We start from the raw sequence: 22,462 nt of genomic DNA, 5'->3' as shown, positions 1-22,462 counted from the left end.
TTAAACGTTTTTTTACCAAATATGTTGCATTCATACATAAAAATTCACTTAATTTTTTAAAAAAGTTAAAACTACAATGCCAAGCTTTTTCAATCGGGGTTTTGATCGCAATTAAGTATCAATCAGAGACCAAAGTTGGCGATGCCTGTAGCATTTATTCGCTTCTACCCTAGAGAACACCAATTTTCTATCGTAGTCGTGGAAGTCGAAGCCATCATCATCCACAAGATATTCGAGCTATACGCCACTTGGCGCGGATTAAAGAGCATTGCGAACGAGCTTAACCACACTGGCTACAAAACGAAGACAGGTAATACCTTCTCCACGACAGCCATTAAAGAAATCCTGCATAACCCGTTCTATAACGGCAAAATTCGGTATAACCGCTACGAGAACTGGAGCAACAAGCGAAGGCGAGGTAAGAGCGAAGAACCGATTATTGCCGATGGAAAGCACGAAGCCATTATTCATGATGCGTTATGGGAAAAAGTCCAGCTCCTTCTCCAAAAGAAAACGTTCACGCCATCTCGTATCTTTGACGGTGAGTTCCTGCTATCCGGGCTGATTCGCTGTCCGAAGTGTGGCGCGGCGATGGTCGCCAGTCGTACCCGGAGCAAAACAAAAGCTGGAGAAATTGTGAATCGCCTGTATTACTCGTGTGGAGCCTTTCGGAGTAAGGGGAGCAGCGTGTGCTCCGCCAATAGCATTCGAAAACAGGAGGCCGAAGAAGAAGTGATGAATCGGTTAGTGCGGGTATTGTCCAAAGACCTCATTCTAAAAGCCATGACAAAATTAACCACCGACTCGCAACCCGAACACGCGGAGAAGTCTCGGCTGGAGCTTGAACTAACCGACTACAATACCTCTCCTGTCGTTTTTGAACAGGTGCACCAGTTGATTACTGGATTCCACCAAGTGCTCACCGCTGCACCATTCGAACAGCGAAAAACGTTGCTACACCTGTTTATCAAGCGAATCACACTGGATACAAGCAAGAAGATCAAGACCATTGAACTGAGCTTCGATGAAAACGTGGAATTCTACTTTTCCGATTCTCCTGTCGCAGTATCAGCGGAGGATTCCCTCCAACGTAAGCAAGCAAGGAAGCGGGGGAAAATCGAAATCGCCATCTGAAATTATGAAAAGGCTTTCAAATCTGCTCACCTAACGCTTATAGGGTGAGCATTTGTTTTTATGGGAGAAGCGTGCAGAAAGTAACTCATCATTCGCACTGACTGTGACGCATGTGCTGTTAAAGTTGGCCACCCTAAATTGTAAAGGTTTATGAGCTAAGGGCGTATATTACGGTGCATACAGTTTCAAATAACGTGGGGTGAATGGGATGGCAACCAAGAAAGGTGGTAAAGGCGGTGGTGGCAACAAGTCCACGCCTGGAAAGATTATAGCACTATTGGAATGGAGGAAACGCCCACTCCTGGATAAGATGATTGATGATGAGACACCTGCGAAGGAACTGGTGGAATGGTGTAACAAGAATGGGTTCCCGATCAGTCTACCAACCATGTACACTTACATGAAGCAGCGCAAGCAAGCTGTGGTGAACAACCTCACCGATGAGCTACTTCAGCCGAAGACCGAGGATTCATTGAGGAAGGCACTGGAGGACGCTGCGAAGAAGGGTGGCGAACAGAGCAAGCAGAATCGTGCTGAAGATCGGGCGAGAGCCAAGAACATCATGGCTGAAACGATGGATCAAGAGTCTGCGAAGCGTATCAGGCACGACATGGAGCTACTAGATGAAGTAATTCAGAAGGGCTTCGACACGTTGAGCAGGATGGATGTGATCAGTCCAGCAACCGCCATAAAGGCTATGGAGATGAAACAGAAGCTGACCAATGGCAGCACTGGCGGCTATACGCACTATGGGCTGGAGGAGATTAAGCTACGTGAGGCTGCGCGCGAACAGGCCATCGTAGCGGCGATTCTACAGTTTGTCCCTATGGAGCAGCATGATGCTGTGATCGAGCTTATGGAAACGGCGACGCGGGAGTATTACGAATCCATTGGCTTGGGTGAAGCCTATGCGCAGCAAGTGGCAAGAGAGGCAATGGAAGATAATGCGTGACGGAAAAGGAGAACGCCTGTGATGGACGTTCTCCTTTGGTTTAGCTTGTTTTGGCTGGGTGGAGCGTGTTTGGAGGCTGGACAAGAATATCACGCCATGTTACTAAATAAATATCGTCTGTTATCGTAATACTCTTTCATTCCGTCTAATATACCACTTATAAAGCCAATAACTTCATCTTTGATATGTTCCAAATCTACTACGGACATGTCTCTAGCGCAATCCCCAAAAGATTCATCTCCATGAGCAAGATTATTTCGTTTTTCTTTTACAGTTCTAAGGCAACCATTATTATCAGAGGCTGTATACCTAATTCGATGCTTATCACAAAGATTTTTAATAGCTCTCGCATCAAGATTTCCACTTATACCTAGCGCTTCTTTTTTAAGTGAAATTGGTTGACTGTCTATGACATGATTTATTATTACTTGAACCCGATCTTCGTATGCAGCTTTCCCTGCAAGATTCGAGTAAACTTTTCCAATTTCATAATTAGACCAAATCGAGCGAATTTCACTTATAAGCTCGCCATAACTACTACCACTGTTTTTTAACTTTTCATATATTTCCACCATACCACTGACTACACATGCTTCCACAAAATTATAGAGCATGAGAAGAAAGTTCGATTTCAAAATCCTCAGAAATCGCCCGTTATCGATGGTTTTTATATCTGGGCTATCATTATCAATCTCAACCATTATTGAATAGTAGAATTGGATCTCCTGCTTCCTGTCATCAAAAAGAGTAAATGTATTATTCATCTCTAGCATCCTTCAACAATTGATCTCTTACAAATTCAACCCGTTCCTTTAATTTTCCTTGGTTATTACTAGCGTCAGAAGTTGTTAATTGTTGAAATCGTTTCGAATTAATCCAATCAATTGAATCAACTTGTAAATTTGGATTAAGTCTTAGAGCCAGGGCTACTCCAACAGAAAGAGCTTCGAATCGAACACGCGGTGTAGTTCTAGCGGTTTTCTTCTTTGCAAAACCGCACGGGAAATGCTTGGAAACAAATTGTAAAGTTCTATTGAAATCAATCAAATATTGTTGTTCATCAAAATCATTCTGATGGGCAATCAAGTATTCATCTAAAAAATCAGCTACCCTGTGATCAAACGATTGATAGCTATTAACATACGCAAAGAAGCGTAGCAAAAGTTCAAATCTTTCGTGCCTATTACGTTGGCTTTCAGTAACAGGACATAACTGAATAAACAATTCATCTTTAGCACATGTATCAATAAAATTCGTCAGTTTGCCAGGATATGAGCCGCGACGAACTTCTGATTCATTTGCCTTTATTCCTGAAGTGTTTATTCGATTAAAGATATCCTGACGAATATTATTTGGTGTGGATTCATCAAGTATAATAACGCGCATTGTTTTATTTAAGAAGCGTCGCTGTTGTGCTTCTGATAAATCAGAAAACACAAACCCCTTCAAACTCGTCAGTTTAGGGAGCGAGGCAAGAGCTAATTGTCCTTGAGTAAACGCGACAAGCGTTTGTACCCGCTGTGCTCCATCAATGATTTCCATCCTTCCATCTTCGCAATCCCCAAAAAACATGAACGGGATCGGAAGTCCGAGAAGCACAGATTCAATAAACGAAGCCTTGTTCGACTCCTTCCAAACAAAATCCCTCTGATATTCTGGAATAAAAAATTCCTTTTTATCGAACTTGGACACGATTAATTCAACAGGATAGTCTTTGGTATCATACTCGATTTGTTTCTGCAATGCTTTTAGTTGGATATCAGCCGCTTGCTTTTCTTCGAACGAAATTACTCTATCTTCTTTTTTAGCCATTTACATAACCTCTTTGATATGAGATTGGATGCTTTCGCCTATTGCACGCCCAAGATTCACTGGAACTGCGTTCCCTATATGTATCCCCAGCGCCTTTTTACTTACGCGTGATCCCTCCGGTAAAAAAGCGTAATCCCTAGGAAAAGACTGAAGCATCGCGCCTTCACGAATAGACAAAGCCCTATTTTGTTCTGGATGACCGAAACGCCCATTACCATATCCATAAAACTGAGTAGTGATCGTTGGTGCTGGTTCGTCCCAAGACATTCGACCATAGACAGATGGATAAGTGGTACCCGTTTCTTTTTTGTGACAGCTTAATTGTAAGGATTCTTCCCAATCTCGCCACGTTCCACCCTGCCGTGATTGTATTATTCGGACAAGATTTATTGGAGATAGTTTAGAAGAACAATGTAACGGGTCTTCATCTAAAGAATCCCCTGCATTTATCGCTGGTAAATTGCCTATTGAATCCCTTACAGTTAGGTAAGTCTCTGGTGTATACTGTGGCGCAATAAGGGATATATCCCCTAACCGAGATGCTAGTAATACTAATCTTTTTCTAGTCTGAGGCACACCATAGTCTGGACAAAAAATAATACCCCACCAGATAGAGTAACCCATTTCAGAAAGTGAAGTCCTAAAATCTTGAAAAACCTCTTCAGTTGCTAACTCAGGTACATTTTCCATTGATACTATTTCGGGTTCTATGTCCCTTATCTTATCTATGAAAGCATAAAGAAGTTTCCACTTGTCGCCAACGTGTCCTTCCTTACGATATCTTTGTGTATATTTGGAAAATGGTTGGCATGGTGCACAGCCAACTAAAACCTTAATCGCCTCTTTTGGATAAAGTTTTGACAGTTCACTTGAAGGCAATTGGGCGATATCTGCTTGAACAAAATTAGCTTGATTGTTTGTCTCATATGCATATCGACATGTTGCATCTATGTCAATACCAGCGCTAACACGCATCCCTGATTGAATCAATCCATGCGTCAGGCCACCAATTCCGCAAAATAAATCTACAGCAACACAATTCAATTTAAACCCCCTCCTTATAAAGCATATGTCCATGAGAGGTTTTATCTACGAATAGTAAATACGCATCAATCTCCAGAGCATGTGCAATCTTTTCTATGTTGTCCAGTGCAATACTGCGCTTTTCTCTTTCTACTGCACTTATATATGTCCTATGGAGTCCTGCCTTTGCAGCAAAATCCTCCTGGGAAATACCTTTCAACGTCCGATATCTTTTTAAATTGACAGCGAAAATATGCTGTAAACTCATTACCATCACCCAATACAAACTACACCATTTTTCAGACAATAAGTCAACAGACAATAAGTAACTTTTTTTCGCCGTTACATATCGAACAGCTCCCCGAATTTATCTAATCGCTCGATACAACTACTCCAGCGGCATCAGCCGTAAGGAAACGTAAAACCATGTTGTACACATGGACTAACTCTTTTGATTTGTGATATATTGGAAACAGTGGAATTTTCGAATGGGGGCTAAACACATGAATATAGATGACATTATGCAACTTCAAAACGAGGGCTTGATGAAACAGGAATTGTTATCAAGCATTAAAGCTAACGTAGCAGATTACAATTCAAAGTGCGAAGAATTTGGCGCAAGGTCTTCTCTTTGCCTATCGAATGTAGCACTACAAGATGTTCAAAACTTTCTCCAAAATGCGGGCTTAAAGTACAGTAAGCCAACAAGCCACAGATTTTATATTGACGGTACTGGAATCGAAATCATTACCGCGGATGAAGGTTTTACCATAGCCGTAAAGGAAAAAGATGTATACAAAACATTTATTGTTGAATTAGTTGGAAATAGCCAGCCCGAAGGATTTATTTTTCAACACATTAAAATTAACGGTAAGCTAGTAAGTACCAATTTTGGCGATTCGTTAGCCAAAACATTGGATGAGTTAAGCGTTCCAGAGTTAGAGGAAGTTTCCGCAACAATAAAGAATGCTCAGAATGATGTGGAGTCTGCCTTAAAGAAACTTTTGAGCACAAAAGATGAAAACCTCAATTACATTTACGCTGAATATAAAAATGAAGATAACAAATACAACACGATTGACGAAATTATTAAAAATGAATTATAACTTCATTAATCAAGCTTCGATCCCCTTTTGGGACGGAGCTTTTTATTTTTAGATTATGTTGAGGATACCATCCCAAGTCCAAAATTCTTCGCTTATCTTCATTTCTATAATAGAAAATATCTTCTTGAAATTCATCTTCATAAACCTTATCTTTCATTTATGAAGTTCTCCGGTTGCGATTGAGAAAAGTGATTCCATACAACCGTCCAATACTCTGGTATTTTCAATGGTACAAGTGGAAGTGGCAAGGGCTCATCCACTCCATTTCGTTAAAAATTTTTCGCCGTCACTTATGATAAGGCTCCCCCCGGTTTATCTTAAACGCCCGATAAACCTGCTCCACCAGCACCAGCCGCATCAACTGGTGCGGCAAGGTCATGCGCCCGAACGACAGCTTCGCGTCGGCGCGGCGCAGCACCTCACTCGACAGCCCGAGCGAGCCGCCGATGACGAAGGCCACCTGGCTGCGCCCATAGGTGGCCAGCTTATCGAGCGAGCCCGCCAACTGCTCGCTCGTCCACATCTCGCCGTCGATGGCCAGCGCCACGACGTAAGCGTCCGGGGCGAGCTTGGCCAGCAGCCGCTCGCCCTCTTTCGCCCGCACCTGCTGCTCCTCCGCAGGGCTCATGCTCTCCGGTGCCTTCTCGTCCGGCACCTCCACAAGCTGCACCTTGGCATACGGGCCAAGGCGCTTGACGTACTCGTCAATTCCGTTGACGAGGTATTTCTCTTTCAGTTTGCCGACAGAGGCAATCGTGATGTGCATGTGCGAAGTCGCTCCTTTTTTTACCGGTCAATGGCTTAATCTTCCCTTACTGTACCCCAAATCCCGCCTGAATCCAACCTGAATCCAGCCCAATTCCAACCCGAATCCAACCTGCCCCGTCCCGGAAAACACCTTCCCGGCCAATTCCCGTATTTTCACGCCGCCCGATCCGAAAAAAACACACTTGACGTTTCCCCCCAAGCAGGTATGATGCCAGTAGGGGGTAGTTTCCAGCAGGGCTCCTGCCGCGGAAAAAAACCTCTTGGAGTGCGGTTTGCAGCCACCAGACACATAAAAAAGAGCTGCATTTTCGAAAGTCTGCCCGATAAGCCTTATAATGAAGATAGAGATACGGACCATTGAGGCAAGGAGATCGACCATACCGACGCAGAGGTGAACTAGAATTGACCTATTTCATGGGAATTGACATTGGAACGACGAGCACCAAGACCATCATCACGAACGAAAAAGGAACCCTCCTCGGAGCCGGGGAAGCCGGCTATCCGCTGGCCGTACCGCAGCCTTCCTGGGCGGAGCAGGACTCGGACCTGATGTTCGAAGCCGTGCTTCAATCCATCAAGGAAGCGATTCAGCGCGCAGGCATCGACGGCAGGCAGCTCGAAGCGATCGGCTTCAGCACGGCGATGCACAGCGTCATTCCGGTGGATGCCGGCGGGCGCCCCCTGATGAACAGCATCATTTGGGCGGATAACCGCAGTGTGGCCCAAGTGCAGCGCCTGAAAGACGAGAATCTGAGCAGCATGCTTTATCATAAAACCGGCATCCCGATCCATCCGATGACCCCGCTTCCGAAGATCATGTGGCTGAAGGAAGAGCGTCCGGATATTTTCGAGAAAGCCGTTAAATACATATCGATCAAGGAATATGTTCTCTACAAATTTTTCGGCCGTTACGTGGTCGATCATTCGGTGGCGGGCGGTACCTGCCTCTTCAACCTGAACACCATGAGCTGGGACCCCGACGCTCTACGCATCGCGGGCATCCGCGAGGATCAGCTCAGCGAGCTCGTTCCGACCACCCACATTATGCGCGGCATGAACCGCGAATTCGCCGACCTGCTCGGCCTCGATCCCGAGGTCGCTTTCGTTGTCGGCGCGGCCGACGGAGCGCTTGCCAACCTCGGTGTCGGCGCGGTTGATCCCGGCGTGGTCGCGCTCACGATCGGGACAAGCGGTGCGGTCCGTACCGTCGTGCCCAAGCCGCTGACCGATGCCAAGGAGCGCACGTTCTGCTACGCGCTCACGGAGAATCACTGGGTCATCGGCGGGGCCACCAGCAACGGCGGCCTTATGCTCCGCTGGTTCCGCGACGAGTTCTCTTGGCCGGAGGTCGAGGAAGCCCGCCGCACGGGCCGCGACCCGTACGATGTTATGATCGCGGCGGCCAAGGAAGTCGCACCGGGCTCCGAAGGCCTGCTCTTCCTGCCGTTCCTTTCCGGCGAAAGAGCGCCGTACTGGAACGCGGACGCGCGCGGCAGCTTCTTCGGCATCGGCCTCCATCACAAGCGGCCGCACTTCATCCGCGCCGTGCTCGAAGGCATCCTGTTCGCCGTCTACGGCATCGGCATCGCTCTGCGCGACCTGGCCGGTCCGGCAACGGAAATCCGGGCGTCCGGCGGCTTCGCCCGCTCCCCGGAATGGCGCCAGATCATGTCCGACATGTTCGGCTACCCGGTGCACATTCCGAAGAGCCACGAAAGCTCCAGCTTCGGCGCCGTCGTGCTCGCCATGTACGCCGTAGGCGCACTGGAGCGTCTGGAGGACGTGAACAAACTCATCCCGATTACGGAGCGCCAGGAGCCGAACATCGAGATTTCGCCGACGTACATCGAGCTCTACTATCTCTACGACCGCGTTTACCGCAAATTGGAGCAGGAGTTCTCGATAATCGCGGAGTACCAGCGCCGCACGACCACCAAATAAGCCATTATTCTAACGGCTTTCCTCATAAAAAACGTAAAGAGACCGTCAGGACAAACTTCTTTGTCTTTACGGTCTCTTGGTTTATCCGACGGGCTTTTTAATTAAAACCTTCCACCTGCTATCCGCCTTTACCACCATAATCCTGCTTTCTTCCTGACTGGTTTCCTTCATGATAAGAACCCGCATTTCATACTTGCCGGGTTCGGACAAGACAGCTTCTTTTATTTCAAAGTCTCTCATATCACTGGTCTGAATGTACTTTTTAAAGTTTGATCTTTCGCTGGACGTAAGCGGTACATCATAGACCACATTCTCTTCAACCGCCTCCGTATTATGTTTAATAACTGCCGTCAAATACCGGTTTGCGCTTCGTTTAGCCTCCGTGGAATCACCCTGCTTAAAATATAAAATTCCCACCCCTACAAGGGCGAAAATAAAAAACGCGGTAGAGGGAACCATGATTCTATGATAAGTTTCCATGAAAGTTCTCAACCTGACACTTCCTTTAATAAGAAATATTTCCATATTCTATATTATCGGAAACTGAAGGTTTTCTCAAATTACGCCGCTTTATTTTACACTCCCCCACACCAAAAAGACCTCTGCGCCAAGCTCGCTTTCGGCGAACCTTGTGCAGAGGCCTCTTTTTTCTAACATCCTATCGTCAAACGACCAGATACTGCGGTTTTTCTTTGCAATGCGCGCAATGAGCAGGAGGCTCCCACTCGGCGAAATTCACTTTGCCCAAATCCACGATGTCCGGTGCGTCCTCGTATTCGTCCACGAATACGTCAATGGCCAGCTCCAGGTGCTCTTTACAGACGGAATACATTGCTCGGCCCCTTCTTCCCTTAATTCTCTCCCGCTTCGGCAAGCGTCAGCTCGGTCTTCTGTTTCTTTCCTTCGCGGTAATACGCAACTTCAATTTTATCCCCTATCTTGCTTTCGTTATACAAAAATTTTCGAAGCTGCACGGTCGTCTCGATTTTCTTCCCGTTGAGCGCCACGATCACGTCCTCGCTTTTGAGACCCGCGCTCTTGGCCGGTCCCGAAGCTTCGATGACGATCAGTCCGCTTTTCACGTCCGCGGGCAGCTTGAGCTCTTCCGTCCCCTGGAACAGCTGCAGCTCCTGAGTCGACACGCCCATCAGCGGGCGGATGACTTTGTGATTGTCGATCAGCGACCGGATCACAGGTTCCGCATCCTTGATCGGGATGGCGAAGCCCAAGCCCTCCACGCCCATGTCGGAGATTTTCAGCGAGTTAATGCCGACGACCTGGCCGTTCAGGTTAACGAGCGCACCGCCGCTGTTACCCTGGTTAATGGAGGCGTCCGTCTGGATCAGCTCCATCTCCCAGTCGTACTGGCCGTCCATGGCGAACGAGATCGGGATGGATCTTTTGGGCGACGAGACGATGCCCTTGGTGACGGTCGGCGAGAAGCCGAGCCCCAGCGGATTGCCGAGCGCGATGACGGTTTCCCCGGCCTTCAGGCTGCCGGAGTCGCCGAATTCCGCGATGGACGTCAAGTTCGACGCGTCCGTCTCCAGCACGGCCAGATCCGTGATCTGGTCCTTGCCGAGCAGCTCGGCTTTCTTCTTCTCGCCGGATGCCGTGTAAACCTCGAACTGCTTGCCTCCGTCCACCACGTGGTAGTTCGTGACTATTCTTACCTTCGAGCCGTTCTTCTCGAACACAATGCCGGACCCGATGCCCGTCTGCTTGAGTTCGTTCTTGTCGTTCGTCTGCAGATTGACGATGCTGACGATGGCCAGCTTCACCCGCTCCGCGGCCTGAACGACAGCGTTGTTGTAGGAGTCCTCCATCTGCTGGGCGGACAAGGCCGCAGGCTTCGCGCTGCCGGTCCCGGCAAGCGCCTGCACGAGCAGGACGACGACCAGCATGACAGCGGCTCCCGCGCCTCCTGCCAACCACACCGTGCGGCTGCGGGGGTCTGTAAGCCCTCTCAGGCCCGCTGACGGGCGGTTGCCCGAGGTGAAAGTCTTTCCCCTCGACCAGCCTCCGTCCTCCTGCTTCCGCCGATCCTTGCGCAGCTTCGTAGAATAGAAATCGTCATCGAACAAACTCACGCGATCACACCTCTCGCTCTATCGGCGGATTATTGTACACATGCTGCACTTCATTTTAGGAAATTTACGGAGAGATCAGGAATGTTTCGAGACCAAACCGCCTACAATAATAGTAAATGATTTTATAAGAATGCTAGATCAACGAAGCCCAAGCCCACTAATCCGTAAAGGAGCTCCTCTCCATGAACAACCGTATCCGCACCCACCTGGATGAAGTCCAGCTCATCGGCAAGCTTGCCGATCTCAAGGAGGATCACTACCGCAATTCGCTCATTCTTACCGCTCTCATCGACGTTCTGATCGACAAAGGCGTGCTGACCACGCAGGAACTTCAGAACCGGATGGACAAGCTCGACAGCAGCTTCAGTCCGTACCCAGCTCCTCCCATTTCGTAGGACGGTCAAAATACGTGTCCATCAGCCGGATATTCCGTTCCTTGAGAGAGACGCCCCGGTCTTCTAATACACTATTCAGCGTAAGCCTGGCTAAATCCATCATGTTATGATTTTGGCTCAAATGCGCCATATACACGGCTCTCGTACGGGCCGTCATAATATCCAGCAGCGCTTCTCCGGCCGCTTCGTTGGACAAGTGGCCGAGATCGCTCAGAATCCGGCGTTTGATGTTCCACGGGTAACGTCCCATCCGCAGCATCTCGATGTCGTGATTCGCTTCCAGAATAATGGCGTCCGAGTCCCCGATGACGTCCTTGACCTTGGTGCTCATGTAGCCCAGATCCGTCGCCATGGCAAGCTTTTGACCGCCGCAGTGGAAGCAGTATCCGACCGGCTCCGCCGCGTCGTGGGAAATGCCGTATGACTCCACCCGGATGTTCCCGAAATACTCTTCGGTGCCCGTCTCCATAATCCGTCGTTTAGGCTCCGCTATCGTTCCGATATGTTTATCAAGCGCTTCCCAAGTCTTGGTATTTGCATAGACGGGAAGATCATATTTCCGCGCAATGGCCCCCAGGCCCTTGATATGGTCGGAATGCTCGTGGGTCACCAGAATCGCATCGATCTGATCCCCGCTGACCTCGCGTTCCTTCATGAGCTGTTCGACTCTCCGGGCGCTCAGTCCCGCGTCTACCAGCAGCTTCGTTTCCCCGTCGCAGATAACGGTCGCATTGCCCGTAGATCCGCTGGAGAGCACCGTAAATCGTAACCCCATAAGCGTTAACTCCTCTATCGTAAAATCCCGTCCCGAAGGCAGGATTACTTTTTAGTATCCGCATTTGCATCTTCCGCGGAGGCCGGCTGCATTTCAACCGCCCCGTTAAAAGCATGCACATAATAAATATCGCCGTTGTTAATCGTGACACGCCAATTCGGCACCATATACTGCGTCTGGGAATCAAACAGCTGTCCATGATAGCCGAGCCTTACATCCGTAATCACCGAACCGTCGAGCAGAAACTTCTCAACCAGACTGCGCACCGCAATATAAGCCGGAATAACCTTCTGCTCCTTGTCCTCTCCACCTGATTCTACTTCAACATACGCCTGCCGGTAACTGGTAATTTGTGCATCGGTTTCATACAGCTTTAATTGTACGTCGAACATCGGATAATCGTTGTACATCTGGTTCAGCACGTACATCCCTTTCTTACTGAGAATCGGGTCGTGCTTGTACGCGTCGAGCTTGGGAATATCGGTTTTCGGAAAATCGTCCTTTGGAGAAATCCGGTTCAGGAGACTGGCGATTTTGAACGGGTACTGCAGCTTGACGATCACGTTAGGCTGGTAAGATTCCACGAACTTAAAGGTGATTTCCTTAAGCTTAGGCGCTTCCTTTGGCAGCTCGTGGCTGAGCTGAATGCTTTTTCCCTTCAAAAGCTTGTTCGTCTCCTCCAGCACGCCCGTCATATCCGTCGCCAGCTCGGTCTGTTTCGCTTTTCCCGTCCATACGAGATAACCCAGCACCACATTCAGAAAGAAAAACGAAAGAATCAGAATGGTTTTGGCTCTTCCCCAGTTCAACTGCGCAGCCTCCTTTCCCGCAAAATAATAAATGTCCACGTAAATGTTATATCTACTTGGTCCAAAAGCTCTTGAAAGCTCCCCGTAAACTCAGCGAAAAAATTCGTAAGTCCCGTCTTTGAACTCAATCGCCCATACGGGAGACAAATTGACGGTTTTGACGCCCAGCGTCGGGCGGTAAGCCGGGAACACGTTCACGATGTTGTAGCGCTTCGGATGATTCGTAATCTTCGCGTTCAGCGCTTCACCGCCGATCAGCTCGGTTTTCTGCTGGCCCGTAATTTTCAAATCGGAATAAACGACGGAGCGTTCGTAGTTGGAGACGACTCCTTTTTGCAGGGTAATATGAATGGCCCCGTAGCCTTCCTTCTGCTCAGTCAGAATCGGGAACGCGTCATACACCTGCCGGAACACAAACATCTGATTTGAAAAAGCGTGCTGCTGCTGCGGCTTGCTGATCGTGTAAGTCCCGTTCCAGCCGCCGTGCTGGTTAATAAACTGAACCCCCGCATCGAGGTTTTCCTTGATGCTGTTCTTGCTGTCCGTTACCGCGAGCGGATCGGTATATTTCATCCACTTTTTTTCCTGGTTGATCTGCAAGCCCCGCTTCGCGTCCGTATAAATCTGCGAGCCGTCCCGGTCTTTCAGGTTCCTCGTCAGAGAAGGATCGGCGAAAAGACTGCTTTTCAGCTGCTCCGTGGGAAATTCCTTGTAGCCGAAATCATAGGAATTCACAGGTATCGGGTTAACCGGCAAATAAAACTCTCCGCCGGAAGCCGCCGTATACGGAGGATTGGTGCCGGCAATCGCCGTAAAGTTCTCTACATCCTTCGCCGTAAAGTCGGCTCCGAGCACTTCGAAAGCCGTGCTCGCGGAATCCGTGAACAAGTAAGTCTCGGCGGATTTTTTATCGCTGCTGGCGAAGATCCAGATCCGGGTAATCAGCTCCGTGTCGTCCGGCAGATCCCCTTTGATCTGAAACGTATTCTGCAGCACGCTCAGCGGAAGACCGTCACGGAAGCGCACTTCGACGCCTTCTTGTTTCTCACGTATTTCGTCCCAATTCGTACGCTCCTGATTCAAGCTAACTTTGCGGAAGCGTTCCATTTTGCGCTGCTTGACGCTTTCGAAAATGGTCGAGTATGAGGCGGAATCCGGATAAAGGACCGTATGCTGCTGATTGCCGAAATGCAGCACAATCTGATCCGGGAACAGCAGGTCTTCCAGCTTCGCCTTCGTCCCTTCCAGTTCGCTGGAAATATATTCGGAAGGAGGCAGCGGTTCGTAATTCGGTGTGCTGTACGCCAGCAGATAGCTGAGCAGCAGGCTCAGCAGAATCAGTACGGTCAGCGTGACCGACTTCAGCTTCTCTATCATGACGCATTCTCCTCCTCCGGCAGGACCGGCAGCATAAAGGTGACTTTCGTGCCGGACCCCGGCTCGGACTCCAGTGACATGGCGCCGCCATGGGCTTTTACTATTTCCCGGGCAATCGAGAGTCCGAGACCGGTGCCGCCCATGTTGCGGGAACGCGCCTTATCTACCCGGTAGAACCGGTCGAAAATACGCGGCTGGTCCTTCTTCGGAATCCCGATGCCCGTATCCTGCACCGAGATTTCGAGCTGATTTCCCTCCGCCATCCGGGTATAGATGGTGATGGCCCCCTCGTCCGGCGTATATTTGATCGCGTTGGAGACCAGGTTGTCCAGCACCTGGTCGATCTTGTCGCGATCCAGCGCCACCGGACGAATTCCCGGCTCCGCCACGATGCGGATCCGGATGCTCTTCTGCCGCAGCTGGAAGGAGAAGCGGTCCGCTACCTCCTCCAGCATATCGGCGATGTCGGTCTGCTCCTTCGTGAGCAGCGCCTGCTTCGAATCCAGACGCGACAAGTGGAGCAGATCCGTCACGAGCCGGATCATCCGCTCGGTCTCGTTGCGCGTCACGCTCAGGAAGCGCGGAGCGAGCTGCTTGTCTTCCATCGCGCCGTCTTCCAGCGCCTCGAGGTAGCTCTTGATCGTCGTCAGCGGCGTCCGCAGCTCGTGGGACACGTTCGCGACGAACTCCCGGCGCGACTGCTCGAGCTTCTCCTGCTCCGTGACGTCCTGGAGCACCGCAATCGCTCCGGTTACGCCGTCCCCCCTGCGGTGAATCGTCGTAAACGTGACCCGCACGGTCTGCACGTCCTCGTCATCTGGCAGAGGCACATCGATCAGGGTCGTGTTGCGCTCGCCGTGCACGTACAGGTCGATTTCCTCACGGGTGAGGCCCAGCAGCTCCGAAATGTGCCGCTGTGAGGAATGCTCCTCCTTCACCTGGAGGATCTGCATCGCCCTGCGGTTCATAAGGATGATCTGCCCCGCTTCGTCGGTGGCGACCACCCCGTCGTTCATATTCGTCAGAATCGAGGCCAGCTTCTCCTTCTCTTCCTCATTGATGAAGATGGCTTCCTTGAGCCGGTTCATCATGAAGTTGAACGTATGGCCGAGCTGGCTGATCTCATCCTTGCCGTACACTTTCACGCTCTGGTCGAAATTCCCCTCGGCGGCGGCCGTCGCCTGCTGGGTAATCTCCTTGATCGGCTTGGTGATCGTGCCGGACAGAATGACGCCCAGCCCCGCCGTAAAAGCAAGCGCGATCAGCGTCGCCACGATGAGAATCCGGTTGATGCTGGACATCGTTTTGTACAGATCCTCCATCGAGGAGACGATATATACCGCGCCCAGCACGCGGACGCCGCTGCCGATCGGCTTCGCCGTCGCGAACTTGCGCGTATTGTCCACGTCCGTGAACATGCGGTCGTTATCCCGGATTCCCTGAAGGGCGCGGGTCACTTCCGTCTTCGTCGTTTTCTGATTCACGATCTGTTTATTCGCTTCCAGCGACGTGCTGAGCACGACCCCGCCGGCGTCGATAATCTGTATTTCCGTATTTCCCGGCGCAAACAGGCTGTTGACGAAGTAAGTCAGCTCTTCCGACAAGTTCTTCGTATCGCTGTTTCTCGGCTCGTTCAAATACTGGGTTTCCACAAGCCCCGCTATGAGCGTCGCCTGGCTGTTGATGGAATCGCGGAATTCATTTTTATAATGGCTGTCGAGCGTCTGATAGAAATAAGCGGCGATCAGCTGCATGGCGATTAGGATAAGCAGGACGTAAATAATAATCAGCTTCGCCTGGATGGATTGGAAAAACCGGATCACCTTCATCTTAGAAGCCTCCGTTTTTCGTTCCCCGCATCATGTAACCGAGCCCCCGACGGGTCACGATATACTCCGGCTTGCTCGGATCGGCTTCCAGCTTCTCGCGCAGACGCCGTATCGTGACGTCCACTGTCCGGACATCGCCGTAATAGTCATAGCCCCATACGGCCTGGAGCAGATGCTCGCGCGTCATCACCTTGCCGGGATGCTTCGCCATATAGTGGATCAGCTCGAACTCCCGGTGGGTCAGATCCAGCGGCTCGTTGTCCCGGTAGACGACATACATGTCGCTGTCGATAAAGAGCCCGTGAAGCCGGATTCCGTTCGCCTCCGCAGGCTCGGGCTCGGCTTGTCCGGCCGGCACGGACTTGCTCTGGCGGCGCAGATGCGCCTTGACGCGGGCAAGCAGCTCCCTGTTGCCGAAAGGCTTCGTCACATAGTCGTCGGCCCCCATCTCCAGACCCAGCACTTTATCCAGCTCCGTGTCCTTAGCCGTCAGCATAATGATGGGCGTATTAAGCTTGGCGCGGATTTCCCGGCACACGTCCATGCCGTCTTTGACCGGCAGCATCAGATCGAGGAGAATAAGATCCGGCCGCTCCGAAAAAGCCAGCTCTACCGCCGCTCCGCCGTCATAGGCGCAGACGACCTGGTAGCCCTCTTTTTCCAAGTTAAACTTCAATATATCTGCAATCGGTTGTTCGTCGTCGACCACGAGTATTTTGCCATTTGTGCCGAACATGTTTCATTCATCACCTGTCCTTCACCTAGAAAACCATACCCTTTTATTGTAACATACCTGTACGCAAAAAGAGACATGGCCCCCCGCCCGGGAGGCCACATCTCTCTTAAAAAACTTGCGTCTATGAATAGGCGTTTCGCCTGATTTACCGGTTCAGATATTTCAGCGGATTTTCCAGGCTGCCGCCTTTGTGAATTTCGAAATGAAGGTGAACGCCCGTCGAGTCGCCCGTGCTTCCCATAATCCCGATCTTCTCTCCTTTTTCCACAATCGTGCCGGCAGTGGTTTCCACCTTGCTCATGTGGGCATACATCGTTTCGTATCCGTTCATATGATCGATAAGAACATAATTGCCGTAATCCGATTTATATCCGGCCGACACCACTTTCCCGTTGTCCGCCGCCATGATCGTGTGATTGCCTACAATGTCGATGCCTTTGTGCATCTTGCCCCAGCGCGTGCCGAACGTGGAGGTAATGGATTGGGAAAGAACCGGCCATGCGAATGTCCCTGTGCCTTCTCCTTTAACAACCTTGGTGCCTTTTCTTACTTTCTCCGTGACCGGCTGCTCGACGACGTCTTCTCCGACGATTTTCTCGTCCATCAGCTGGCCGTTGATCTTCGTAAGCTCATACGTGACCTGCTTCAATCCGTTCTTGCCGGGAGAGATCGTCTCCACAATGCCTTCTTTCATCGTCGGGTCCGTCTCGACTTCCGTCTCGAAGTGGACTTCCTGGTTCTCCACCATCTTCTCGACCGTCTTGACGGACAGAGCCGGCTGAACAACCGTAAGGTCAAGCACATCGCCTTCGCGGATCATATCGTCATGAATCCAAGGATTCTTGTCGTAGATCACCTGTTTCGGAATGTTCAGCTTCTGGGCGATACAGCCTACGCAGTCTCCTGCTGCAACCGTATACTTCGTCGGCTGTACGCCGCCCGTCTTGATCTTGGCGATCAGCTCCTCGGGCTTCATCACATCCTGAGGCCGGATATCGACGGCTTCCTCCGTTTTGACCTGCTGGACGAATTCAACCTTCTCGACCGTAGCCGGAGCCGCAGACGGACTGCCGTCCGCCGACAGAACAGCGACCTTGCTTTCTTTGTCCTTCTGCTCGAAAGGCTTTTTGATCTCCGCCAGCACACGGTCCGCCGTGGCCTGATCTTTGACGATCGCGTACGTTTTGCCTTCGATAACCAGCTCTACACCGGAGGCGACAGGTTTGAGCTTCTCGTCAAGCAGAGCAAGCACCTTCTGATCCTCCGTTTTTTTCATAAAAGCTTTCTCCGGCTTGGGTTCTTCGATGTCGGGTAATGCCATATGTACATCCGGATACTGCTTTTCCAGCTTTTCTTCCCGCTCTTGTTTGTACTCCTGTAAAACTTCCTTCGAACTGATATAACCGAGTGTCTCCTGACCGACTTTGACCGGGTAAATATCCGCGAGATTCGCTTTGACATACTGCTGACCGCTAACGGTTAAAAATCCGACTATTGCAATGGAACTGACGCTATATAGGAAGAACCACTTTCCCCGCCCTGACTGACTTGCCGCAAGTTCGGTGGAAGGTTCCGCTTTATTCCCGGTCAAGCTTTGCCACTGAGCCCGGCTTTGATTCCACAACTTCCTGGCCCAATCTACCGCTTTAAAACCTTTCATATCCTTCTCCTTATCCGTTTGTTTCTTCACGTGGCAAGAGAATAACAGGCCCAGCCTATCGTCTCCGACTCTACCAACGCGTAAAACTCCCTTAATAATTTACCACACCTTCTCTTGCAGTTTCAAGAAAACGGGGGGTTTCCACTATTAGGAACGGTCTGGAAGAAGCGCAAAAATCAGGAGTGAAAAGGATTCAAAAGGGCCCGATCAGCCCCCATATTTTTTCAAAATCCCCGAAAGCTGTTCATATTCGGCCGGATTCAGGTATTTTTTAAGCTTGCCGTCCACTTCCTTCAGCTCCTCGGCTGTAATGCCGTCCTCCACCATGGAGGAGAGCTTCTGAACTTCTTCGGGGGGCAGCTTTGCGACAAGAATGGAGAAAATTTTCTGCTTGTCACCGCTCGACAGAGCGTCCTTCTTCTTGGAGAAGTCATCCGTCGACATGACGACGTCCCGCTTCTGCGCATCCTTCGGATCCGGGGACGCCTGGCCTTCCTTCAACTCGCCCATTACGGCTACCGCATCCGGCATACCGCTCGGCTCCGGCGAGGAAACGCCTCCCTGCACCGGCGAAGAGGACGGTGACGGCGTGCCTGAGCCGTCCAGACTGCCCGTCATGGGCTTTTCCGCTCCTCCGGGGGTAGCGGAAGGGTTCGGGCTTGGCGTCGGGCTGGGGCTCGGACTGGGCTTCGACGAGGAGGCCGCAATGCGCTCCACCCGCTCGTTGACCGATCCTCCCCTGCCTATCGTCCCTAACCCGAGCTGCTCGCCCAGCTTCCCGGTGATCTGCGAAAAGGAAAGCTTATTCCCTATCGGAGGCAGCTGAAACTGCTTGAGCACTTCATCTACCATCGTGGTCACAATCACATACGTCGTAAAAATGGACAAAAAAGACATCACAGCCGCACCGGCCGCCCACCTGCCTAACCGTCCCAACCATTTCATAGGTTCATCCACCGCCTTGAAACTTCTCGTTTATACTGGTTTCTCTATAAGCCCAGTATTGACGGTTTAGACCCGGATCAACCCGCTATTCCCCAAAAAATACCGGAGAACTTCCAGTCCGCAGCTTTGACTGAGGCGTGGCGTCACATGAAGGTGGCCACCCGTCCCCTGCGATCCCTTCCTTCCGGACAATAAAAAAGACCCCCCGGGCCGCCGGAAGCAAGTCCGGCTGCGGGAGGTCTTAAGGTCGATGATTAGGAGAAGGCCGTCTGAATACGGCTTCTTCAGGATTGGTTACGCGTAAACCGGGCGGACCAGGTTCGTCTGCTCACGGTTGCGGCCGACGGAGAAGATGGCCAGCGGAATACCGGTCAGCTGGGAAACGCGCTCCAGGTAATGACGCGCATTTTCCGGCAGGTCGCTGAGCGATTTCGCGTTGGAGACGTCTTCGCTCCAGCCCGGAAGCTCTTCGTATACCGCTTCGCACTCGGAAAGCATGTTAAGGCTCGCCGGATAGTGCTCGATGATCTCGCCTTTATATTTGTAGCCCGTACAAATTTTCACGGTTTCCAGGCCCGTCAGCACGTCGATGGAGTTCAGGGACAGGCCGGTAATGCCGCTCACGCGGCGGGCGTGACGGACGACGACGCTGTCGAACCAGCCGACGCGGCGCGGACGTCCGGTTACGGTGCCGTATTCGTGGCCCGTTTCGCGGATTTGATCGCCGATCGCATCGTTCAGTTCCGTCGGGAAAGGACCGTCGCCGACACGGGTCGTGTACGCCTTCGCCACGCCGATGATCTGATTGATCTTCGTCGGGCCTACGCCGGAACCGATGCATACGCCGCCGGCCGTCGGATTGGACGACGTCACGAACGGGTAGGTGCCTTGGTCGATGTCGAGCATAACGCCCTGTGCGCCTTCGAACAGCACCCGCTTGCCGGCGTCAATCGCATCGTTCAGAACCACGGACGTGTCCGTTACGAACATGCGGAGCTGCTCGGCGTAGCCCAGGTACTCTTTCAGGATCGCATCCGCATCCAGACCGTCCCGACCGTACACCTGCTTCAGCAGCGTGTTCTTGTCTTCGACGATATGGCGGAGCTTGCGTTCGAACTCTGCCGCATCCATCAGGTCCGCGATGCGGATACCGTTGCGTGCCGCTTTGTCCATGTAGCAAGGGCCGATGCCTTTGCGGGTCGTGCCGATTTTGTTGGCGCCTTTGCGGTCTTCTTCCAGCTCGTCCAGAAGCAGGTGATAAGGCATAATCACATGGGCGCGGTCGCTGATTTTCAGGTTATCTACGGAAAATCCGTTATCGCGGATATATTGAAGTTCGTCTACCAGAGCAGCCGGATTGATGACCATGCCGTTTCCGATGACACACATTTTATCGTGATTGAAAATACCGGACGGTATCATCGTCAGCTTGTACTTCTTGCCTCCGATCAGAATGGTGTGGCCGGCATTGTTGCCGCCTTGGTAGCGGGCGACCACTTCCGCGGACTCCGCCAAATAGTCCGTGATTTTCCCTTTCCCTTCGTCTCCCCATTGGGTTCCGACTACAACCACTGTTGACATTCTGTATTACCTCCGTTAGGCGAATCTGTATCGCCACTCATTTTGCTTACTTCTTTAACACACCACTTTAGTGTAGCAGACCGCATGAAGCAAAGTCAATAAAACGCGAACAATCATACTATCTCTAGTATGATTGTTCGGATATTCCAGTCAACCTGTCGGCATCTCCTGATGGGCGCGATCCATGTTGACGAATTTATTAAAGTTTTTGAGAAACGCCAGTTCTACCGTGCCGACCGGGCCGTTACGCTGCTTGGCGATAATGATCTCGATAATGTTCTTTTTCTCGGATTCCTTGTCGTAGTAATCGTCCCGGTAGAGGAACGCCACGATGTCGGCATCCTGCTCGATCGAACCGGATTCCCGAAGGTCGGACATCATCGGACGCTTGTCCTGACGCTGCTCCACACCCCGGCTGAGCTGGGAGAGCGCGATGACCGGCACGTTCAGCTCACGCGCGATCTGTTTCAGCGTACGGGAGATCTCGGAGACTTCCTGCTGACGGTTGTCTCCCTTTCCCCTGCCTTGGATAAGCTGCAGGTAGTCGATCAGGATCATGCCGAGCCCCTTCTCCTGCTTGAGACGGCGGCACTTCGCCCGGATATCCGCTACCGTGACGGACGGCGAATCGTCGATGTAAATATCCGCTTCGGAAAGCGAACCGATCGCCATCGTCAGCTTCTCCCAGTCGTCGCCTTCGAGGAAACCCGATCTAAGCCGGGTAGCGTCCACGTTGGCTTCCGCGCAGATCATACGCTGCACAAGCTGCGCGGCGCCCATCTCGAGCGAGAAGATCGCGACGGTTTCCTTCGCCCTCACACCGACGTTCTGTGCGATGTTAAGGGCGAAAGCCGTCTTACCTACGGAAGGACGAGCCGCCACGATGATCAAGTCGGAGCGCTGGAAGCCCGACGTCATTTTATCGAGATCGTTGAAGCCCGACGGAATTCCGGTGGAGCCGCCCTTATGGGAATAAAGAAACTCCACCCGTTCGAAGACTTCCATCAGAACGTCCCGGATGGAGATAAAGCCGTTGGAAGCCCGGCGCTGCGAGATTTCGAGAATGCGGGCTTCCGCATCGTTGAGCATCATGCCCACATCGTCGGCGCTCGCATAGCCGTCCGAAACGATCTGCGAAGCCGTACGGATGAGTCTGCGGAGCAGCGATTTCTCTTCTACGATTTGCCCGTAGTAGTCGATATTCGCTGCCGTCGGTACGGCGTTGGCCAGCTCCGACAAATAGGCGACTCCGCCGATTTCCTCCAGCTGCTGCTTGTTCTGCAGCCGGGCGGTCAGCGTCACGAGATCGACCGGCTCGTCTTCCTCCGCCAGCTCGATCATCGCTTCGAAGATGTGCTGATGGGCCGGACGGTAGAAATCGTCCGGGCTCATCCGCTCCATCGCCGTGATCAGCGAGTCGCTATCCAGCAGGATGGCGCCGAGAACGGCCTGTTCGGCTTCTATATTTTGCGGCAGAACACGTCCCATGAACATTTCTTCGTTCATGAAGCTTCACCTGTTCTATTGTT

General features: G+C 51.3%; 23 protein-coding genes. 5 read left to right on the top strand and 18 right to left on the bottom strand.

What is annotated here, in order from left to right:
• The first annotated feature begins 141 nt into the window (after positions 1 to 141).
• Both C4S74_RS11025 and C4S74_RS11020 read left to right on the top strand, forming a co-directional pair.
• Positions 142 to 1,134 (top strand): recombinase family protein, encoded by a 993-nt coding sequence (locus C4S74_RS11025; RefSeq protein ID WP_103995385.1) that lies wholly within the window; start codon positions 142 to 144, stop codon positions 1,132 to 1,134.
• 208 nt (positions 1,135 to 1,342) lie between these two features.
• Positions 1,343 to 2,086: a hypothetical protein gene (locus C4S74_RS11020; protein WP_103995384.1), complete on the top strand. Its 744-nt coding sequence runs from the start codon at positions 1,343 to 1,345 to the stop codon at positions 2,084 to 2,086.
• A gap of 89 nt (positions 2,087 to 2,175) precedes the next feature.
• Here C4S74_RS11020 and C4S74_RS11015 read toward each other — a convergent pair whose 3' ends face one another.
• Genes C4S74_RS11015 through C4S74_RS11000 form a run of 4 tightly spaced genes read right to left on the bottom strand, consistent with a single transcriptional unit; the run spans position 2,176 to position 5,189 of the window.
• A complete protein-coding gene (locus C4S74_RS11015) occupies positions 2,176 to 2,850 on the bottom strand; it encodes an MAE_28990/MAE_18760 family HEPN-like nuclease (RefSeq protein WP_103995383.1) in 675 nt (224 codons plus the stop codon).
• On the bottom strand, positions 2,843 to 3,898 hold the full coding sequence (locus C4S74_RS11010) for a DUF262 domain-containing protein (RefSeq protein WP_103995382.1): 1,056 nt from the start codon (positions 3,896 to 3,898) through the stop codon (positions 2,843 to 2,845). The genes C4S74_RS11015 and C4S74_RS11010 overlap by 8 nt, the downstream gene beginning before the upstream one ends.
• Complete coding sequence (locus C4S74_RS11005; RefSeq protein WP_219819052.1) at positions 3,899 to 4,942, bottom strand: DNA cytosine methyltransferase; 1,044 nt, start codon at positions 4,940 to 4,942, stop codon at positions 3,899 to 3,901.
• 1 nt (position 4,943) lies between these two features.
• Positions 4,944 to 5,189, bottom strand: a complete 246-nt coding sequence (locus C4S74_RS11000) for a helix-turn-helix domain-containing protein (RefSeq protein ID WP_103995380.1) — start codon at positions 5,187 to 5,189, stop codon at positions 4,944 to 4,946.
• Between the two features lie 235 nt (positions 5,190 to 5,424).
• Here C4S74_RS11000 and C4S74_RS10995 point away from each other — a divergent pair, with 235 nt between their 5' ends.
• Entirely contained in the window at positions 5,425 to 6,027 is a 603-nt protein-coding gene (locus C4S74_RS10995) for a hypothetical protein (RefSeq protein ID WP_103995379.1), read from the top strand.
• Here C4S74_RS10995 and C4S74_RS26505 read toward each other — a convergent pair.
• Both C4S74_RS26505 and rlmH read right to left on the bottom strand, forming a co-directional pair.
• The gene (locus C4S74_RS26505; protein WP_181024383.1) at positions 6,011 to 6,184 is read right to left on the bottom strand and encodes a hypothetical protein; all 174 of its coding nucleotides are present in this window, start codon (positions 6,182 to 6,184) and stop codon (positions 6,011 to 6,013) included. The genes C4S74_RS10995 and C4S74_RS26505 overlap by 17 nt on opposite strands.
• A 129-nt stretch (positions 6,185 to 6,313) precedes the next feature.
• The gene (gene rlmH, locus C4S74_RS10990) at positions 6,314 to 6,793 is read right to left on the bottom strand and encodes a 23S rRNA (pseudouridine(1915)-N(3))-methyltransferase RlmH (protein WP_009673450.1); all 480 of its coding nucleotides are present in this window, start codon (positions 6,791 to 6,793) and stop codon (positions 6,314 to 6,316) included.
• Positions 6,794 to 7,209: 416 nt separating this feature from the next.
• Between rlmH and C4S74_RS10980 the strand changes: the two genes are divergently transcribed.
• The gene (locus tag C4S74_RS10980) at positions 7,210 to 8,736 is read left to right on the top strand and encodes a gluconokinase (protein ID WP_181024382.1); all 1,527 of its coding nucleotides are present in this window, start codon (positions 7,210 to 7,212) and stop codon (positions 8,734 to 8,736) included.
• An 81-nt stretch (positions 8,737 to 8,817) separates the two neighbouring features.
• On the opposite strand, the gene C4S74_RS10975 is transcribed toward C4S74_RS10980, so the two are convergent.
• From C4S74_RS10975 to C4S74_RS10965, 3 genes are all read right to left on the bottom strand, one after another.
• Positions 8,818 to 9,216: a hypothetical protein gene (locus C4S74_RS10975; RefSeq protein ID WP_258042453.1), complete on the bottom strand. Its 399-nt coding sequence runs from the start codon at positions 9,214 to 9,216 to the stop codon at positions 8,818 to 8,820.
• 184 nt (positions 9,217 to 9,400) lie between these two features.
• Complete coding sequence (locus C4S74_RS10970) at positions 9,401 to 9,568, bottom strand: CxxH/CxxC protein (RefSeq protein ID WP_103995375.1); 168 nt, start codon at positions 9,566 to 9,568, stop codon at positions 9,401 to 9,403.
• A 19-nt stretch (positions 9,569 to 9,587) separates the two neighbouring features.
• Entirely contained in the window at positions 9,588 to 10,826 is a 1,239-nt protein-coding gene (locus tag C4S74_RS10965) for a S1C family serine protease (protein ID WP_103995374.1), read from the bottom strand.
• Between the two features lie 182 nt (positions 10,827 to 11,008).
• Between C4S74_RS10965 and C4S74_RS10960 the strand changes: the two genes are divergently transcribed.
• Positions 11,009 to 11,221 (top strand): hypothetical protein, encoded by a 213-nt coding sequence (locus C4S74_RS10960; RefSeq protein ID WP_103995373.1) that lies wholly within the window; start codon positions 11,009 to 11,011, stop codon positions 11,219 to 11,221.
• On the opposite strand, the gene C4S74_RS10955 is transcribed toward C4S74_RS10960, so the two are convergent.
• The 9 genes from C4S74_RS10955 to dnaB all read right to left on the bottom strand — a co-directional run bounded on the left by C4S74_RS10955 (position 11,190) and on the right by dnaB (position 22,439).
• Positions 11,190 to 11,996: an MBL fold metallo-hydrolase gene (locus C4S74_RS10955; protein ID WP_103995372.1), complete on the bottom strand. Its 807-nt coding sequence runs from the start codon at positions 11,994 to 11,996 to the stop codon at positions 11,190 to 11,192. The two genes, C4S74_RS10960 and C4S74_RS10955, sit on opposite strands and share 32 nt — an antisense overlap.
• A gap of 44 nt (positions 11,997 to 12,040) precedes the next feature.
• Entirely contained in the window at positions 12,041 to 12,805 is a 765-nt protein-coding gene (gene yycI, locus C4S74_RS10950) for a two-component system regulatory protein YycI (protein WP_103995371.1), read from the bottom strand.
• Positions 12,806 to 12,895: 90 nt separating this feature from the next.
• Positions 12,896 to 14,182: a YycH family regulatory protein gene (locus tag C4S74_RS10945; RefSeq protein WP_103995370.1), complete on the bottom strand. Its 1,287-nt coding sequence runs from the start codon at positions 14,180 to 14,182 to the stop codon at positions 12,896 to 12,898.
• A complete protein-coding gene (walK, locus tag C4S74_RS10940) occupies positions 14,179 to 16,011 on the bottom strand; it encodes a cell wall metabolism sensor histidine kinase WalK (RefSeq protein ID WP_103995369.1) in 1,833 nt (610 codons plus the stop codon). Before walK ends, C4S74_RS10945 begins: the two co-directional genes overlap by 4 nt.
• Before the next feature lies 1 nt (position 16,012).
• Positions 16,013 to 16,747 (bottom strand): response regulator YycF, encoded by a 735-nt coding sequence (gene yycF / locus C4S74_RS10935; RefSeq protein ID WP_103995368.1) that lies wholly within the window; start codon positions 16,745 to 16,747, stop codon positions 16,013 to 16,015.
• 145 nt (positions 16,748 to 16,892) lie between these two features.
• The gene (locus tag C4S74_RS10930) at positions 16,893 to 18,407 is read right to left on the bottom strand and encodes a M23 family metallopeptidase (protein ID WP_103995367.1); all 1,515 of its coding nucleotides are present in this window, start codon (positions 18,405 to 18,407) and stop codon (positions 16,893 to 16,895) included.
• A gap of 207 nt (positions 18,408 to 18,614) precedes the next feature.
• The gene (locus C4S74_RS10925) at positions 18,615 to 19,352 is read right to left on the bottom strand and encodes a hypothetical protein (protein ID WP_103995366.1); all 738 of its coding nucleotides are present in this window, start codon (positions 19,350 to 19,352) and stop codon (positions 18,615 to 18,617) included.
• Between the two features lie 294 nt (positions 19,353 to 19,646).
• Positions 19,647 to 20,933 (bottom strand): adenylosuccinate synthase, encoded by a 1,287-nt coding sequence (locus C4S74_RS10920; RefSeq protein ID WP_103995365.1) that lies wholly within the window; start codon positions 20,931 to 20,933, stop codon positions 19,647 to 19,649.
• 150 nt (positions 20,934 to 21,083) lie between these two features.
• Positions 21,084 to 22,439 carry a replicative DNA helicase gene (dnaB, locus tag C4S74_RS10915; protein WP_103995364.1) on the bottom strand — a complete coding sequence of 452 codons (1,356 nt, stop codon included), beginning with the start codon at positions 22,437 to 22,439 and terminating at the stop codon, positions 21,084 to 21,086.
• Positions 22,440 to 22,462: the final 23 nt, after the last annotated feature.

This window comes from Paenibacillus sp. UNC499MF (genome assembly GCF_900107975.1).
Lineage (GTDB): Bacteria > Bacillota > Bacilli > Paenibacillales > NBRC-103111 > Paenibacillus_F.
The sequence above is the reverse complement of the archived record's forward strand: the minus strand, read 5'-3'. Positions and strand labels throughout refer to the sequence as shown.